The following is a 15,900-nucleotide window of genomic DNA, read 5'->3' as shown; positions in this document are numbered from 1 at the left end:
GCTCAGCCGCGGTAATGCATTAAAATATATTGCGACACTTCTGCCGCTGTCAGTCCCGTTGTATCGACCGTGTAATGCGCGAACAGGTAAGCTTCTCGACGGTCTTCCATGATACGTCTAACCCGTTCTTCTGCATTGCCGGCGAGCAGCGGACGATTCTGATCTCCACTAACGCGGGCAATAATCTCTTCTTCTGTTGCCGTTAGCGCAATTACATGCCCTTTACTCAGCATTAAATCTGTATTCCCCGGCGCTAATACCGCGCCACCACCAGTAGATATTAATTTATTCTCAGACTCTAGCATACGCTTTAGTACTGCTGTTTCCACGCTTCGAAAGTAATGTTCTCCATCTTCCGCGAAAATTTCTGCAATGCTTCGGCCTTCAGTTTCAACAATGACATGATCCAGATCAACCAGCTCATAACCCAGTTCCTCGGCCAAAATAGCGCCTACTGTTGACTTCCCCGTTGCCATCATCCCTACTAAAATAATGTTCTTATTTCTTTGCTCTTCGTTCAACTTTTTAAATTCTTCTGTATCCCCAGCCATGTCTATCCTCCAACCGCGATATTTGTCATATCATAACACAGGGTCAAAACATTAGACAATCTGCTTCACTTAGTAAATACACATCAAAACTTCAGCAAAAAAGGCCCGAAAGCCTCCCCATTTCTGGTGAAGCAATTCGGGCCACTTTTTTAAAATATAAGAAGTACAAGTTTCATGTTATACATTAACCTTATATTTCTCGCATAAACGCTTCTACCGTCCTTTAGGGACGCCAAAGGCGTTATTGCTTATAACCGTAAACTAGATTATTCTGCAGACATCCAGTTGTGGTGGAAAACGCCTTCTTTGTCTACACGTTTGAACGTATGTGCGCCGAAGTAATCGCGTTGAGCCTGAAGCAGGTTCGCAGGCAGTCTTTCTGTACGATAGCTATCATAGTAAGCCAATGCGCTGGAGAATCCAGGTACTGGAACACCCATCGTTACAGCTGAAGCGATAACTTTACGCCATGCGGATTGATAATTATCCATAACATCCTTGAAGAAAGGATCAAGCAATAGGTTCTTAAGATCTGCATTGTTCTCGTAAGCATCCGTGATGTTTTGTAGGAAACGGGAACGGATAATGCAGCCACCGCGCCAAATTTTAGCCAACTCGCCATATTTCAGATCCCAACCGTATTCGTCGGAAGCTACGCGAAGTTGAGCGAAACCTTGAGCATAGGATACGATTTTACTTGCAAACAATGCTTTACGCACGTTCTCGATGAATTCAGCTTTGTCACCATCAAATGGTGTAGCTTCTGGTCCGTTAAGCACTTTGCTTGCTTCTACGCGCTCATCCTTCATTGCAGAGAGGAAGCGTGAGAATACGGATTCGGTAATCATGGACAAAGGTACACCAAGATCCAATGAGCTTTGGCTTGTCCATTTACCAGTTCCCTTTTGGCCAGCGGAATCAAGGATCACGTCAACCATTGGTTTACCAGTTTCTTCATCATACTGAGCAAAAATATCTGTAGTAATCTCGATCAGGTAGCTGTCGAGCTCACCGCTATTCCACTCTTTGAAAATGTTGTGAAGTTCTTTTGCATCCAGACCTAGAACGTCTTTGAGCAGCTGGTAAGCTTCACAGATCAATTGCATATCACCATATTCGATACCGTTGTGCACCATTTTAACATAGTGTCCCGCACCGTCTGGTCCGATATATGTACAGCAAGGCTCACCGTTAACTTTAGCTGAGATTGCAGTTAGGATTGGTTCAACTAGCTTATACGCGCTTTCTTGACCGCCAGGCATAATGGAAGGACCTTTAAGAGCTCCTTCTTCACCGCCAGAAACCCCAGTTCCGACAAAGCGGAAACCTTTTTCTTCCAGATATTTACTGCGACGAACCGTATCAGGGAAATAAGCATTTCCTCCGTCGATAATAATGTCGCCTTGATCAAGATGCGGCAACAGTTGCTCGATGGTAGCATCAGTAGCTTTACCAGCTTGAACCATGATCAGAATTTTGCGCGGTGTTTCCAGCGAAGCTACAAATTCCTCAACGGAAAATGTGCCTACGAGGTTTTTACCTTCCGCCTCAGCAAGAAGATCATGTGTCTTCTCCGGTGAGCGGTTAAACACGGATACGGAAAAACCTTTGCTTTCGATATTTAGAGCCAAATTCTTGCCCATTACCGCCAAGCCAATAACGCCGATTTGTTGTTTTGCCATCTGGTCCTCCACCCTTTGCACCCTATATTTTTGGGAAATCCATTTCTCGCAGTATAAGAATACCACCCTTTATCAGAGACAGCAAAGCCTGCCCTGCGAATAAAGATCAAATTCATCGACAAAACCATTGCCAATATGAAAATGATCACAATGACTATTTTAACGTTTTTAGCGCCAGAAGTGAACCCCTGTCTGCAAGTTCTAAAACAAATCTAAGACACCCCGAAATTCGGGGTGCCCCTAAGCAACTTATTTCGGCACCTTGTTTACCATTCTAACATATACAATTCCTTCGTCAAAAAGGTAAGCTGAGCTCGGCATTTCTCCGCGCGAATCATATCCTCAGCCTTAATTGCATCATTTAATCGATCCAGTTGCTCATCCACTTCAATCCTACGCTGGCGAATTCGTTCCTCTCCTTCAACAGAATAATAGAGCTTGGTCAGCTCCTCATCGGTGAGCATAGGACCCTTCTGGTATAAGACTCGCTGCTGATAACCCGAGATTTCAACAAGACGAATCACTTCGCCGAACAAAATATTTTCAATAATAATCTGACGGTCCCGGAAGCGCTTTACAATGGCATGGCCTCGCATGTCCCCAATTAACTTCTCCATCCATTCTGACAAGCGAGCATCACGAATCATATAGTCACCCACGAGTTTATAGCCATCTTTGATCCTTTGAAAACGTAATTTCACCAGTTTACGACCCGTACGGACCGAAATTACAAAGACCTGTTCGTTCTCGCTCCAATATAGGGAATAACCTTTTTGAATCAAATCCTTGATCAGGTCCTGGATATGCTGTCTGTCGAAACGCAGCTCCAGGTTACAATACTCCACCTCGTCGTTTTTGTTCACGGCACTCCCCCCTAACTGCTTCACATCTGCAAAGCCAACTCAATTGTTGAATTCTTGATTATTTATGGCTGCCGGACCTCTTCAAGTAGTAGTTACTTTTGCGTTCGTCTTAGTCTTATTTTATACTTCAGTTTATGTAGCGGTAACTTGGTTTATTGACTATTTTTACCCGCAACAGACTTTCTCCAAACGCTGATTGAATTTTTATTTCTTTTAGTCCTTTTAATTCCTAAAAAAAGCCGCTGACAACTAATTCTCAGGTTGTCAGCGGCTTTTCACATCTAAGGTCAACTAGTTTTAAATTTCAACTTTGTTCTGTGTACAATTAGTAAATGCAGCCCAAAGAGCATCAACATTACAATTGCACTCATCAGAAACGGAACACCGTGACCTACATGGTCCCATAGTCTCCCTGATATCACGGGTCCTGCCACCATCCCTGAGCCTTGCAAGGTCAAGAAAAGCCCCCACACAGTCCCTCGTTCCCCCTTAGGCACTTGCTTAGCCAGAAAGGCATTCCATGCCGGGAGAATAAGAGCGTAACTTATACCGACCAATGCAACCGCGATAAAAGCAAGCGGGAGCCAGCGTACCTGTGAGAACAGAGCTAGGGAAAAGGCGGCGAGCAAAAAGCCAATGTTCAGAAACACAGTTGTTCCTATTCGGTCTACCAGCTTGCCTGCTGGAATTAGAGCGAGCACTGTAATTCCCCCACCTGCAATCAGAAGCAGACTAAATTGATTCGGACTAACATGAAGTTCCGTACGTGCAAACAAGGTAACTACAGGCGTCATCAAGCCAATAGCAAAAGCCTGAAGAAATAAAGCGGGATATAGTAGGCGACTGACTTTAAGCGTCGTTCTGACCTGATGCAGTGTTCTTTTTATACTTTCTAATGGACTGATTTTTTTACGCTCAATAGCTCCGCCGAGCCCCTGCATGTCCCTCACAACTGCATGAGTGCCACTTGACGAGATTCTTTTAGGTAGAAAAAGCGCAACTACAACTACTACAGCAGCACACCCTAGCAGGACCAAAAAGGCTACACGATAGCTTTGTCCACCCTGATCCATCAAAAAATTCACTACAATCGGACCGATTCCCGTTCCTGCGAGCGATGCCATCTCTACAGCACCCATAGCTGCTCCACTGCTGCCGCTTTTAGTAGATCCCGCCAATTCCGTTATTCCGGTCATCACACAAGGCCAAAGCGGGGATGTCCCGATCCCAAGAATAAGACAGGCAATCGAGAGCGTAACTGCTGTTTTGGCATATATTATCATTCCAACAGCTACTAGGATCAACAACAAGGCACTTGTCATGGTCCAGCGAAATCCTATGCGCTCCATAACCCAGCCAGAAGGACTGCGGAATAGATTATCCCCCAAATACTGGAGTGCAAAGGCAAAGCCTACTACCGTAACAGATAGACCCAAAATATTCTCCATATATACGGGTAACAAAGCGACAAGTAGCGACCCTTTAACAAACTCAACTAAAAAAATAATTACCCACATCTCCATGATAAATGGCGACGTCAAACTGATATGTGTACGTTGCGCAGCTTTTGTGGACATTCTATCACATCCAAATCCTAGTATTCTGTAGATTGTTTTGTTATACTGATGCTTGCCTTAAATTTTAATATTCGCGAAAGGTTGTGACAGCATTAAATGAATCAACACCGTACTCCCCTCTTCACAGCTTTAAAAAAGCATGCCGCCGGCAATCCCGTTCAATTTCATATCCCGGGGCATAAGAAGGGGCTAGGAACCGATGCCGAATTCCGTGAGTTTATCGGCGATAACGCTCTATCCATCGATCTAATCAACATCGCACCGCTTGATGATCTACATCAGCCAACTGGAGTAATCCAGGAAGCTCAGAAGCTGGCTGCGAAGGCTTTCGGCGCCGACTATACGTATTTTAGCGTACAGGGCACGAGCAATGCCATCATGACGATGATCCTCTCTGTCTGCTCACCGGGTGATAAAATAATTGTGCCGCGCAACATTCATAAATCTGTGATGTCGGCCATTATCTTCTCCGGAGCCAAGCCTGTATTTGTCTCGCCTGTTCAGGATGAGAATCTCGGGATAGATCACGGCATAACGACCAGTTCGCTGGAACGAGCGTTAAGGCGTCATCCAGACGCCAAAGGAGTTCTAGTAATCAATCCCACGTACTTCGGTGTATGCGCCGACCTGCGTTCGATTGTCGACCTGGCTCACCGTTACGGTGTACCCGTATTGGTGGACGAGGCACATGGAGTACTGATTCATTTTCATGAGGATCTGCCGGTATCGGCCATGCAGGCCGGAGCGGACATCGCTGCCACTAGTGTGCATAAACTTGGCGGCTCCATGACGCAAAGCTCGGTACTGAATCTTAATGCTAAGACGGGTCTGATTAACCCGCAACGGGTACAGACCATTATGAGCATGCTGACTACAACATCTACCTCATATATTTTATTAGCGTCTTTGGATACATCAAGACGTAATCTCGCGCTGAACGGTCATGAAATGGCGGAAAGAACCATCAGACTGTCCAACTACGCACGCGAAACGATCAATACCATCGAAGGCCTGTACAGCTTTGGAAAAGAGATCCTTGGGACAGAAGCAACATTTGATCATGACCCAACTAAGCTCAACATTCATGTGCGCCATTTAGGGATCACAGGATACGAAACCGAAAACTGGCTGCGCGAGAAGTACAACATCGAAGTAGAACTAAGTGACATGTATAATATTCTTTGCCTTATTACCCCAGGTGATACCCAAGAATCAGTAGATAAATTATTAGCTGCACTTCGGGTGTTGTCCGCCATTCATTACAGCAAGGGTGAAATCTACGAACTTAAGGTTCAGGTTCCAGAAATTCCACAGCTTGCTCTGATTCCAAGGGACGCTTTTTATGCGGATACGCAGTTAGTTCCATTCCGTGAATCTGCTGGCTACATTATTGCAGAGTTTATATATGTATATCCGCCTGGAATTCCTATTCTTCTCCCTGGCGAAGTTATCACTCAGGATAACATCGATTATATTATTGACCATGTGGAGATCGGACTTCCGGTTAAAGGTCCTGAAGATCGCAGCATCACGAACATAAAAGTGATTGTAGAAGCCGATCCTATTTCCTAAGACCCATCATTTTCCTAAAAAACTTCATTGATTTATACAAAAACCCGATACCATAATAAGTATCGGGTTTCTGTATATAAACATCAACTGTCATATACACAATAGAACAGCTTAATTTAGTCGCTAAAATCTATTCTTGCTGAGCAAGCAGATTGTTGTAAGCTTCTTCAACAGCTTTCCATTCTTCTTCATCTTCGATATTGTACAATACCATTTCTTCGTCTTCTTCTTCCATACGCAGAATAATGCCATCCGCTTCAGGATTTTCCTTTTCTAACAGCAGCGCGTATAGTTTCTCACCGATGTCGAAAGTTTCAACCAATACCATTTCAACATCTTCGCCCTGCTCGTTCGTCAAGGTCAGCACAAACTCCTCGTGCTCATGGTCGTGATCATGCCCGCAACCGCATGCTTCACCATGCTCATGTTTGTGATCGCTCATTGTAATACCTCACTTTGAATTGTATTATCCTACATCTGGTATACTACCACGTTAGATTAGTTCAGGTCAATTTAGAACCCTTAATTAAGAGCTGTAATTACCTTTTCTGACACAAGAACGTAATCCGCATTTTTGGAAGCTTTCATGTAGAAGCCTACCCGATATTTGCCGGTTTCTTTAAAATCATAAGTAAACTCCGAGGTCGGAAACCAGAAATTATCCTTCTGCGAGCCTTCAAGCTCCTGCGACTGAATATCCTTAACATTACCAGAGGGGTCCGTTATGGCTACTTTTACAGCTGAAACCTCTTCTGTTAAGCTATCTACCTGGGTTAATATTTTAATCTTAAGCTTGCCTACGTTTACGTTACCAAAGACCGTATTATCCTTAAAAAGAACAATATGAACATTAGGCTTAAGAATCGTCACTTTTCCAGATCCATCCCAATTCACTACCCCGCCTGCTTCTCTAGCGGGAATATATGTTTTTCCATCAATCAAATAACCGCCGTCTACAATTTCCGTCCCGTTGTTCCATACCCTGATTTTCTTACTCACAGAATCGGCGAACAATAAGGAGCCACCCATCAAGGAAAAAGCAAACACACATAAAGTGACTTTTTTCCATCTATTCATTTGAAACCCTCCAAATAATTCATGCTATTAATGTATACTTACTTTGTCTCAGCAAGTTGCGCTAATTGTAGGTAAATATTTCATTCATCTTCCGAAAAATGATATTATGTACTTGTTCAAAGTTGATATATTAGCTGACAGCGATTTCAGGAGGGTACTTTCTTATGAGTCTGAGCCTACAAATGCTAGGAACTGGCAATGCTTTTGCTAAAAACTATTTTAACAATAATGGCTTGCTACTAGCTGATGATTATACCCTACTAATTGATTGCGGGATTACAGCCCCACTTGCCATGCATACCATCGGGAAATCCTTCCGTGACGTAAACGCTACTCTAATTACGCATATTCATGCGGACCATGTTGGAGGTCTGGAAGAGCTAGCACTTACGCTAAAGCACGTATACGGGAAAACTATGAGATTACATTTACCTGAGACGCTTGTTGAGCCACTTTGGAACAACACCTTAAAGGGTGGATTATACCAAAAAGATGCAGTAGCCTCCCTGACCGATATCTTCGAGGTTAAACCTATGAAACCCGGAATTACGTACAAGCTCGCTCCTTCTCTTTCGCTCGAGATCATACATACGCCGCATATTCCTGGCAAAGATAGCTATTCCCTTCTAATAAATAATGAGATTTTCTACAGCGCGGACATGACTTTTCAGCCGGATCTACTTATACGCCTTGTCCGTGAGCACGGCATCCGAATGATTCTGCATGACTGTCAGCTTGGTGGATCAGGTGTTGTTCACACCACACTGGAGGAGTTAATGTCATTACCTGAAGATGTTCGACGTATCATCAAGCTCATGCATTATAGCGATGAACAACCTCAATTCGTCGGGCTTACTGGAGAGATGGAGTTTATTGAGCAGCATGTAATTTATAAACTCTGATTAGGATTAAAAAAAGACCGTACATTGACGTCCGATGACGTATGTACGGTCTTTGCCTTTAGAACTATGAGAAACTCGGAAGATTATCCAAATTGTTGGTTGGATCCCCATCCGCGTCGCCGCGAATATAAGTTCCTCCGTCTTTACCTTTAAAAGCATTCACTCCGGCAATATTTCCGGCCTGTACTTCTTGAAGCGCTTGATCATACGCCAGGACACGTCCTGTAGAGGTCTGGAAACTGGTTAAATCTCCGTCTCCATTTTTCTGTACAGCTACGAAACTTTCGCGTTCGTTATTTGGCACTTCAGCTCGCCCCTTGCACTTGGATTTGCCATCATATGGCACATCCTAGCTTGCTTCATGGAACGGTAAATTATGTGCACTATTTTTAAAGAGTTTTCTGCATCCGTACATGTAGAATACCTGCGTCATAAAAAGGTTCCGTAGAAATCACTTCATATCCTAGCTTCTTGTAGAAATTCTCAGCTTGGCACTGTGCATCAAGAATCGAAGCTTCCAGTCCAAGCTCCCGAGCAAGCTCTTCCATAGCTAGCAACAGAACACGTCCGTATCCTTTGACTCGATAATCTTTCAGTACGGCGATACGCTGCATTTTGGCTGTACCTGCTTTGTAATAAATCAATCTTCCTGTAGCCACAGGTACACCTTCATCTATAATTAGAATATGGTGCGCATTCGGACCGATAACATCGTATTCATCAATTTCTTCCTCAGCCGGTACCATTTGTTCCTCTACAAATACTTTAGTACGAATATCCAGCCCCATCTGAAGCTGTTCCTCTGTAGTTACCCGTAAGATTTCTGCCGCCATGTTAGTCCCAAACTCCTCTCTCTATGTATCCAACGATAGTTGTCTATTATATAAAAATTCGACTAGAAAGAAAAGCCTGAGCATGAGAAATCGTCTTCTACGCTGCTCTAATCTGCAGAATATACTTCTTCAGGAATCGAACGATTGTATGTGTCTTGCATCACTGGTGACAATGGAGGGTACTGACCTTTTGGCTTTCCATCTAGGTTAGTCATTTCTTTGATTTCCATGACTTTTGTTGGCTTCGCCTCGGAACATCCTCCCAAAACCATCAGTAACAGCAGACAAACGCCGACTTCCCATTTTAAAAATTTAGGCATGGTTTTACTCCTTTCACCGTTCAACTGCGGTTATTCTCATTACAGCTTTGACGGTTCATGAGTTTTATAAACCATTGGATCACTTGATTGCCCGATTCTAACCCTTATAGATTCACATTTCCAACGGCATGGACCATGTACATCATTCCTGCCAGAAAGCCAGCTAATACAAAATAAGCGGTACCGTATTTCCAGCGTGAGCTAGCCGGCACATCGTAATACTTATCGTTCTCGTAGACCGAATAGCTAATATCACAATTCATCTTAAGATGAAGCCCATTCTCTAAGGTCACAGGCTCTAGCTGCGAGATACGTACCTTTTCAATGATGCATTGCTGTGGAAGCGCAGCTCTACCAATGTAGTTCAGTTGATCCCATCTCACCCCTACATACTGCTGTCTTTCCAAATCACTGTAAGTAGTAAAAGGTAAATCTCTTCTATGCTCTGGTCCTGGAATCATGTAGCCTGCATCTCTAAGTGGCTCTACTGGAATTAAGAAACTCTTCGTTACAGAATAAAGGCGATTGTTAGTGCGTCTCTTCACATATTTGTTATACAGATCGTAAGCAAATAACGCCCAAATAATAAAGAACAAGATCGAACGCATATAGATGATGATGGCTAAACCACCCACGAGCCCCACAAGCCACAACCAACGCGTCACCGCGGTTGCAATACGGCCACCGTCAAGCGGGTGAATCGGCAGCAGATTGATCAAATTAAGTAAAAAACCTATATAAGCCAAGGAATAGAGAAGTGGACTATCCATGTAATAAGCCGCTCCAAAAACGGCTGTAGCCCCAATGGTTCCTAAGATCGGACCTCCAAAAGCAATATAAGCTTCCGTCTGGGCATCCAGCGGCTGTTTTTTCATTGTAATTAAAGCTCCCAAAAACGGTATAAACAGTGGAGCGCTGACTGGAAGCCCGATCCGTTTCGCTGCTATTACATGTCCTAATTCATGGACTAGCAAGAGCAGGACAAAGCCCACGGCAAACCCCCACGGGTAAATCAAAGCATAAGCCCATATTGAAATCATCATTGATATTAACGGCCCGGCAATTTTACCTATTTTCAGAAGAGACAAAATCGCCTTTCCTTTAAACAGGAGCATCGCCGCCCCGCCCCCCAACCATTTCCATGGCGTGGAAGAATTCTTTTTCTGCTCATTTTGCGGCAAGATCTCAAGCTCCTTTTTCTTTCAATTTTTATCTAACTGCTGTACATTACCCTCCATTTTATCATAAGCGCTTAAGGAGTATTTCCATAAAAAAGCACTCGGCTAAGTATACGACGCAACTTTTAGAATCGTTTCAACATCAAACAAACAGATAATGGATAATTTTCACTATTATTCAAGGAAAGACAGTAATTCCACTTCAATCCCCCCCACCTCACACAAAATAACCCGAATTTTATGGTTACCCTATAGGCTAACGCCGTGAACGTTATAGGCTACGAACCATAGACTGTTATCAGGGTTATTCAATTGAGGAGGTTATTTATGGATACAAATGCAAATTTACATCAACAGGTCAGTTGGAATTGTATGAACAAATACGTTGGTATTACAACGACTGACGGTCAGTCCTTTGATGGCTTTATTGCCCATGTAGATCAAAACTATGTTACTCTTGCGGTTCCTAGCAACGAAATGGTAGAACGTTTAAACGGAATGCCTACACACGAATCGGCGTATAGACAATTTGGATTCCGGCCTGGCTTTTTCCCAAGACGTCGCTTCTTTCCACGACGCATCCCTTTTTTCGGAATAAGCGATATATTTCTACTCCCGTTCTTTATCTGACGTGGCTCATGGGGATGGAGCGGCATCCCCTTTTCTTATTATTTTAAAGACTATGTAAACTATCATCCCTATAGATTGTAAAAAAAGAATTGCCATCCTACTCTATCGTATGGTATTATGAAATTCGTCGCAGGACGGTAGCTCAGCGGGAGAGCACTATCTTGACAGGGTAGGGGTCATGGGTTCGAACCCCATCCGTCCTATACAGAGTAAGCCTTATTCTATAAGGCTTTTTTGCTGTTTATGGACAGAAAATGAGCATGCCAAAGAAGCAGTTGACCCCTTGTGGTCACGGATTGGTCACGAGCGTCTGAATCTGTACAAATAAAATAATCGACCTCCCCTGATTTCCGGAAGATCGATTATTCATCATTGCTTGGAAAGTAATTACTTTTCACCGATTGTTGCATATCTTGATTAATCCTCATTTGAATGTTCTCTTTAAAAAAGAGTATGAAACAGGAGCATCTTCAGTTTTAATTTACGGCTTCCGCCAGACTATCTCCTACGAGCATTAACTTATCGAAGTTTTGAGCAGCGTCCCTTTGCATGTTTGGCAGCAGATGGCTGTATGTGTCCAGTGTGATGCGTATATTGGCGTGCGCCACTGCTTTTTTTCTGCATCGTAGGCCTTGCAAGGTGTTCCACAATGTGGGCAGGGAAATAGCGCTCCACGTTCAAAGTCAATAAATAAGTGCCATGTTTCTTCTTTCGGGTCATGCTCGATATTCACTAATTTCCAGGGTTCTTCAAGGTCTAACATAATCTTGAACACATCATTCATTAGATTATCTTGTTTGCTTAATGGGGTCCACATGCTCCATCCCGCCCTCGTAATTTTCTTACTAGACAGTATGGAAACTTCTCTATTAGACAGACATGTAACACTCACTTTAGCGAAGAAGCGTGCAAAATTCATCTATAATCTAAGATCAGAAAAAATAAGATCTAAATCTTCTTCCGTTGTATTACCTCGTTCAAGCATGTTGTTTTCAATCGCATCCAACATAATCTGCTCTTTTTCCTTAAGACGGAGATATATCTTTTCATCCAACGAATATGGATCTCCATCTTTGGTAAAGAATATCTCCTGTGTGAAAAAGTATTGGGTGTACTGATTGTTAGGCAGCCCCAAGCGATGGATACGATCTTTCGACTGCAGGAGATGAACAAGATTATAGCTATACTCAAAATATATTGCATCATGGCAAACAACGTGCAAAGATACAGACTCAGCCAAGGTGTGTGGGTTAGTGATTAGGACATCAATCTCACCTTTTCGAAATGCTGATAAAATCACCTGACGCTCTTCCATAGTGATCGCTCCATAGATGCATGCAGTTCGAACCCCTGCTTTTTCCAAGGCCCCCTTAATATTCATCATAGAATCAATAAATATACACCAAATTACTACCGGTTTATGCTCTCTATGAAGCTGTAAGGCGATTTCTATACAGGCATCAAACTTTTTGGTGGTTTCAATATTATTAATGAGAGAAACCACATCGTCGGAAAAATCCACATAATCAAATTGCTCTACCTCTCCAGAAATATCCAAAACATCTGAAAACTCCGATAAGTCAAGTGACTTTAATAGCATTTGTGGATTTGATTCCAATTGCAAAAGACGAATTATTAGAGCAAGTTTATTCTTTGCGTACTTTAGCAGCAGTATCTGAAACAATTCGTTTTCGAGGCGGCTGGCCTTTACTTGGATAAGAGAATCTGGATTTGCTGCCGGTACTTGCAATTCCTGTTTTGTTGTACGACAAAAGAAAGGCTGTATTTTCTGGTTAATAACGGAAATATCATCTATACTTGGGTCTTTCAATTGTGGAATAGTGAATCCAAAAAAATCAGCATATTCATTGTGATAAAGAATATCCAACAGGTTTCTAATATCGGTGTACGAGTTAGGTATAGGAGTTCCGGTAAGTGCAATTGTGTAGCAAGCATCCTTTGCGATTTCAAGTGCATCAGAAGCGCGGCGGCCATTAAGAGCTTTCACTTTATGCACTTCGTCAAACACGAGCAATGTTTCAGAGTCAATTAGTTTTTTGATTTCTGTCAAGTAAGTCCCTAAACTCTCATAGTTAAACAACAAAAGATTGTTATTTCCCGTATCATATAAAATGGCTTGCTGCTTTTCTTTGGTAGATCGATAACTTGGATCTTGTATGCTAAATAATTGAACCTTTTGCTTCGTACCGAAGCAGGCGTTGAATTCATCAACCCAAGAACCAAATGAATTTTTTGGCCCAACCATAACAATTCTTTTTACCAGGCCTTGTGTTTGCAGGTATGCGTATACCCCTAAAACAGACGCCGTTTTCCCTGATCCAGGGACAGAGAAGTTGCTGGATTTTTTCATGGTACACATGAAAAACGAATCCCACATTTGCTTGTCTCGAAGTTTCCGATAAAAAGCGCAATCGACAACCGCTTTGTATTCAGCAAACTCTGCTCGTACAATAGGATCTTGATGTTTTATGGAAAGTCCAACATTAGCTCGCTTTTCAATATATATTTCTCGGTTTGCGATATAATCATGGAGCCGTCGCGTGGTAAAGAAGCTATAGGTTCGCTTTTGGGCATCTTGCTCCAGAATACGAATGATTTTCTTGTAAGTTGGATAAGTTAAACTGCTTTTAAAACGAATAATATGTTCATTGCTCCGCTCTAAATCAACATATCGCTTGAGCCACCGTTTATAAACTGCATTATTTAAAAGAAGAGAGGGTTCAATTTTAATGTCAAGCTTTAACCCATCGTCGTAATCCAATAAGAGACAACTTGGCTCAAGCTGTGCAGTGTCGACAATGACCTTCCCTTTGCTATGAGAAACAATTTCTTTATGAAGGGTTTGGCTCATATCAAAAACGAGGACATTTTCAACCTTGTTATTCCAAAGTTTTTCAAATACTTCTTTGCTTTTGTTGATTTTTGAGTAATCGAAAGCTGATGCCTGCCAACTGCAGGTAATGTCAAATGCTTCGTAATTATTATTATAAGCCGCCGCAGTTTCATTATTTGATCCTCGAAAGCAAATCACATCGCCTACTTCATCTTCCATGATGCCAAACTTGTCGTGAAAAATCCCCTTACGTGTAAAGGCAATCTTAATGTCAATAATCCCAAGTGAGATTAAATAGGCAAGATTAGAGATATCGCGCTCTTCCTCAAGAGAAAGTGTTTCTCTCAGCCTTCCTAACAGTATTTGATTGACCTCTTCTCGTAACTGGTATCCCTCTTTGATTTGACGATAGTCATATTCTGATAGTTCCGCAGAAACAATCATTCGGCACTTATTTCCTCGACGTGCAAATACTTCTAGACCTTTTGCGTAGTTAGCAAGTGCTTGAGCTGAAAAATATGCAGTAGCCCTGTCATAACTGATACACTCACGCAAGATCGGGGTATAGAAAGAAGATCCAACATCATCTTCATAAGAAGAATATGTTGCTTTCAGCGAAAGATCTTTAAACATCTAGTTCTCCTCTAATGCTATCTAATATTTGTTGAACCAAATCAAGCTTTTCGCGTATATCTTCTTTTTGCACATCGGATATTTTCTTAAATATATTCGTGTCAATGGTATCAAGCATTTCATACGCCTTTTCAGCTTGCTGCGCAGGACGATTTCGGCTTGCATCACCGTCCGCTTTGCTGACCCACTTTTCAGTGGATCTAGCAAATTCTGATTGAATTTCTTTTTGTGAACGAATATGTTCATTAATTATTTTTTCAGTCGTAACTGGGTGCTGCTCCACAGCATCACAAACACTTTCTATCAAATCTGATTGTTCATCAAGATATTCATCCAGAAGTCTGGAGTTTGATGCAATTTTACCGATTTTTCTTATGTATCTATTTGTATCCCCAACCGGTGCCATAAGTAATTGGGCAAACACATTATTTTTCAAGTCCTCACGGCTATCATCATTTTTCACCTTACTTAACATACTATACAAGTCTTTTAATGATTCGGAGAGATTCATGGTGCGAGCTAAGTAGAACTGTTTCGGGGCGTTAATGAACTCCAAAAATTCCACCATTAATTTTGCTTTTTCCACCTCTCGCTTAATATCCGCTTCCGTTTGATTAGAACTACTGGCATATTCACGTGCTGTAAGAAGTTTATTTTCTACGATATCATTATATATACCCACCAGTCGATCTATCGGATTGTAGTCAACGGGCTTGTCCACACCATGCTGAAGAAACAATTCGAGCATTTTGATTTGTTTAGCATTGTGAGCAATATTGTGCTCTAAAATAACAGCTTCAAAGTATTGCGTTTTTCCGGTTTTTTGTTCTAAATTGCGCAAGCAAGTAAAGCGCCGGTTACCATCAATGATTCTACCATCAGTCAAGATGACTCCAGCCTCTTGCTGTCCAATGAGCTCGATATTATTTTGTGTTTTCTTCAATGCTTCTGGATTGCTTTCGGTAATAAAGCCTTGAATGATCCGGTTATATTGTTCTTTATCTTCCGTGTCTATATTAGTAATCTCATTTTCCGCTTTATACTGACTGATCCAAGTCGCAATGCGATCGTTCTGATCATTATAATAAAGTTCATCCAGCCGGATTTTATATACGGTATAAGTTTGCATATGATTATCCACCGATAGCTTTTTGGTCAATGTTGTTGGTAAAATGCTTCTGTTTTCAATGCCTTCTTTAAGTAAGTTCAATTAGATAATACCTCCTCA

Annotated in this window: 16 protein-coding genes and 1 tRNA gene; 4 read left to right on the top strand and 13 right to left on the bottom strand. The window is 42.2% G+C overall.

Annotation, left to right across the window (positions count from 1 at the left end):
• Nucleotides 1–2: 2 nt before the first annotated feature.
• The 4 genes from MKY19_RS11605 to MKY19_RS11590 all read right to left on the bottom strand — a co-directional run bounded on the left by MKY19_RS11605 (nucleotide 3) and on the right by MKY19_RS11590 (nucleotide 4,673).
• Entirely contained in the window at nucleotides 3–551 is a 549-nt protein-coding gene (locus MKY19_RS11605; protein WP_339802907.1) for a shikimate kinase, read from the bottom strand.
• A gap of 266 nt (nucleotides 552–817) precedes the next feature.
• Nucleotides 818–2,233 carry an NADP-dependent phosphogluconate dehydrogenase gene (gndA, locus tag MKY19_RS11600; RefSeq protein ID WP_042187305.1) on the bottom strand — a complete coding sequence of 472 codons (1,416 nt, stop codon included), beginning with the start codon at nucleotides 2,231–2,233 and terminating at the stop codon, nucleotides 818–820.
• 266 nt (nucleotides 2,234–2,499) lie between these two features.
• Nucleotides 2,500–3,096, bottom strand: a complete 597-nt coding sequence (locus MKY19_RS11595) for a hypothetical protein (RefSeq protein ID WP_076299470.1) — start codon at nucleotides 3,094–3,096, stop codon at nucleotides 2,500–2,502.
• Between the two features lie 287 nt (nucleotides 3,097–3,383).
• Entirely contained in the window at nucleotides 3,384–4,673 is a 1,290-nt protein-coding gene (locus MKY19_RS11590; protein ID WP_339802903.1) for an MFS transporter, read from the bottom strand.
• 96 nt (nucleotides 4,674–4,769) lie between these two features.
• Between MKY19_RS11590 and MKY19_RS11585 the strand changes: the two genes are divergently transcribed.
• On the top strand, nucleotides 4,770–6,245 hold the full coding sequence (locus MKY19_RS11585; RefSeq protein ID WP_042126789.1) for an aminotransferase class I/II-fold pyridoxal phosphate-dependent enzyme: 1,476 nt from the start codon (nucleotides 4,770–4,772) through the stop codon (nucleotides 6,243–6,245).
• Between the two features lie 130 nt (nucleotides 6,246–6,375).
• On the opposite strand, the gene MKY19_RS11580 is transcribed toward MKY19_RS11585, so the two are convergent.
• Both MKY19_RS11580 and MKY19_RS11575 read right to left on the bottom strand, forming a co-directional pair.
• Nucleotides 6,376–6,687, bottom strand: a complete 312-nt coding sequence (locus tag MKY19_RS11580; protein ID WP_042187300.1) for a DUF1292 domain-containing protein — start codon at nucleotides 6,685–6,687, stop codon at nucleotides 6,376–6,378.
• A gap of 80 nt (nucleotides 6,688–6,767) precedes the next feature.
• Entirely contained in the window at nucleotides 6,768–7,322 is a 555-nt protein-coding gene (locus MKY19_RS11575; protein WP_042187298.1) for a copper amine oxidase, read from the bottom strand.
• A gap of 164 nt (nucleotides 7,323–7,486) precedes the next feature.
• Between MKY19_RS11575 and MKY19_RS11570 the strand changes: the two genes are divergently transcribed.
• Nucleotides 7,487–8,224 (top strand): MBL fold metallo-hydrolase, encoded by a 738-nt coding sequence (locus MKY19_RS11570; RefSeq protein ID WP_339802898.1) that lies wholly within the window; start codon nucleotides 7,487–7,489, stop codon nucleotides 8,222–8,224.
• Between the two features lie 64 nt (nucleotides 8,225–8,288).
• Here the strand turns inward: MKY19_RS11570 and MKY19_RS11565 are convergent, their stop codons facing one another.
• From MKY19_RS11565 to MKY19_RS11550, 4 genes are all read right to left on the bottom strand, one after another.
• Nucleotides 8,289–8,528, bottom strand: coding sequence for a DUF3892 domain-containing protein (locus MKY19_RS11565; RefSeq protein ID WP_042187294.1), 240 nt, complete (start codon nucleotides 8,526–8,528; stop codon nucleotides 8,289–8,291).
• An 85-nt stretch (nucleotides 8,529–8,613) separates the two neighbouring features.
• On the bottom strand, nucleotides 8,614–9,057 hold the full coding sequence (locus tag MKY19_RS11560; protein ID WP_042187292.1) for a GNAT family N-acetyltransferase: 444 nt from the start codon (nucleotides 9,055–9,057) through the stop codon (nucleotides 8,614–8,616).
• A gap of 107 nt (nucleotides 9,058–9,164) precedes the next feature.
• On the bottom strand, nucleotides 9,165–9,377 hold the full coding sequence (locus tag MKY19_RS11555) for a hypothetical protein (protein WP_076282950.1): 213 nt from the start codon (nucleotides 9,375–9,377) through the stop codon (nucleotides 9,165–9,167).
• Nucleotides 9,378–9,481: 104 nt separating this feature from the next.
• A complete protein-coding gene (locus MKY19_RS11550) occupies nucleotides 9,482–10,558 on the bottom strand; it encodes a site-2 protease family protein (protein ID WP_339802895.1) in 1,077 nt (358 codons plus the stop codon).
• 324 nt (nucleotides 10,559–10,882) lie between these two features.
• Here MKY19_RS11550 and MKY19_RS11545 point away from each other — a divergent pair, with 324 nt between their 5' ends.
• Together MKY19_RS11545 and MKY19_RS11540 are read left to right on the top strand one after the other, a co-directional pair.
• Nucleotides 10,883–11,185 carry a hypothetical protein gene (locus tag MKY19_RS11545; protein ID WP_042187286.1) on the top strand — a complete coding sequence of 101 codons (303 nt, stop codon included), beginning with the start codon at nucleotides 10,883–10,885 and terminating at the stop codon, nucleotides 11,183–11,185.
• 131 nt (nucleotides 11,186–11,316) lie between these two features.
• Nucleotides 11,317–11,388, top strand: a tRNA-Val gene (locus MKY19_RS11540).
• A 311-nt stretch (nucleotides 11,389–11,699) separates the two neighbouring features.
• On the opposite strand, the gene MKY19_RS11535 is transcribed toward MKY19_RS11540, so the two are convergent.
• The 3 genes from MKY19_RS11535 to MKY19_RS11525 all read right to left on the bottom strand — a co-directional run bounded on the left by MKY19_RS11535 (nucleotide 11,700) and on the right by MKY19_RS11525 (nucleotide 15,882).
• The gene (locus MKY19_RS11535) at nucleotides 11,700–12,002 is read right to left on the bottom strand and encodes a hypothetical protein (protein ID WP_339802892.1); all 303 of its coding nucleotides are present in this window, start codon (nucleotides 12,000–12,002) and stop codon (nucleotides 11,700–11,702) included.
• 102 nt (nucleotides 12,003–12,104) lie between these two features.
• On the bottom strand, nucleotides 12,105–14,672 hold the full coding sequence (locus MKY19_RS11530; RefSeq protein WP_339802890.1) for an SNF2-related protein: 2,568 nt from the start codon (nucleotides 14,670–14,672) through the stop codon (nucleotides 12,105–12,107).
• Nucleotides 14,665–15,882 (bottom strand): hypothetical protein, encoded by a 1,218-nt coding sequence (locus tag MKY19_RS11525; RefSeq protein WP_339802887.1) that lies wholly within the window; start codon nucleotides 15,880–15,882, stop codon nucleotides 14,665–14,667. The genes MKY19_RS11530 and MKY19_RS11525 overlap by 8 nt, the downstream gene beginning before the upstream one ends.
• Nucleotides 15,883–15,900: the final 18 nt, after the last annotated feature.

Origin of the sequence: Paenibacillus sp. FSL R5-0744 (genome assembly GCF_037972555.1) — a bacterium.
GTDB lineage: Bacteria > Bacillota > Bacilli > Paenibacillales > Paenibacillaceae > Paenibacillus_AQ.
Note: the sequence above shows the minus strand (reverse complement) of the source record. Positions and strands in the feature narration are given on the sequence as shown.

Bases quoted from the DNA above. Each gene is read 5' to 3' on its own strand.
- MKY19_RS11605 (WP_339802907.1), bottom strand. From the start codon at position 551: ATGGCTGGGGATACAGAAGAATTTAAAAAGTTGAACGAAGAGCAAAGA.
- gndA (WP_042187305.1), bottom strand. From the start codon at position 2,233: ATGGCAAAACAACAAATCGGCGTTATTGGCTTGGCGGTAATGGGCAAG.
- MKY19_RS11590 (WP_339802903.1), bottom strand. From the start codon at position 4,673: ATGTCCACAAAAGCTGCGCAACGTACACATATCAGTTTGACGTCGCCA.
- MKY19_RS11585 (WP_042126789.1), top strand. From the start codon at position 4,770: ATGAATCAACACCGTACTCCCCTCTTCACAGCTTTAAAAAAGCATGCC.
- MKY19_RS11580 (WP_042187300.1), bottom strand. From the start codon at position 6,687: ATGAGCGATCACAAACATGAGCATGGTGAAGCATGCGGTTGCGGGCAT.
- MKY19_RS11575 (WP_042187298.1), bottom strand. From the start codon at position 7,322: ATGAATAGATGGAAAAAAGTCACTTTATGTGTGTTTGCTTTTTCCTTG.
- MKY19_RS11570 (WP_339802898.1), top strand. From the start codon at position 7,487: ATGAGTCTGAGCCTACAAATGCTAGGAACTGGCAATGCTTTTGCTAAA.
- MKY19_RS11560 (WP_042187292.1), bottom strand. From the start codon at position 9,057: ATGGCGGCAGAAATCTTACGGGTAACTACAGAGGAACAGCTTCAGATG.
- MKY19_RS11555 (WP_076282950.1), bottom strand. From the start codon at position 9,377: ATGCCTAAATTTTTAAAATGGGAAGTCGGCGTTTGTCTGCTGTTACTG.
- MKY19_RS11545 (WP_042187286.1), top strand. From the start codon at position 10,883: ATGGATACAAATGCAAATTTACATCAACAGGTCAGTTGGAATTGTATG.
- MKY19_RS11535 (WP_339802892.1), bottom strand. From the start codon at position 12,002: ATGTGGACCCCATTAAGCAAACAAGATAATCTAATGAATGATGTGTTC.
- MKY19_RS11530 (WP_339802890.1), bottom strand. From the start codon at position 14,672: ATGTTTAAAGATCTTTCGCTGAAAGCAACATATTCTTCTTATGAAGAT.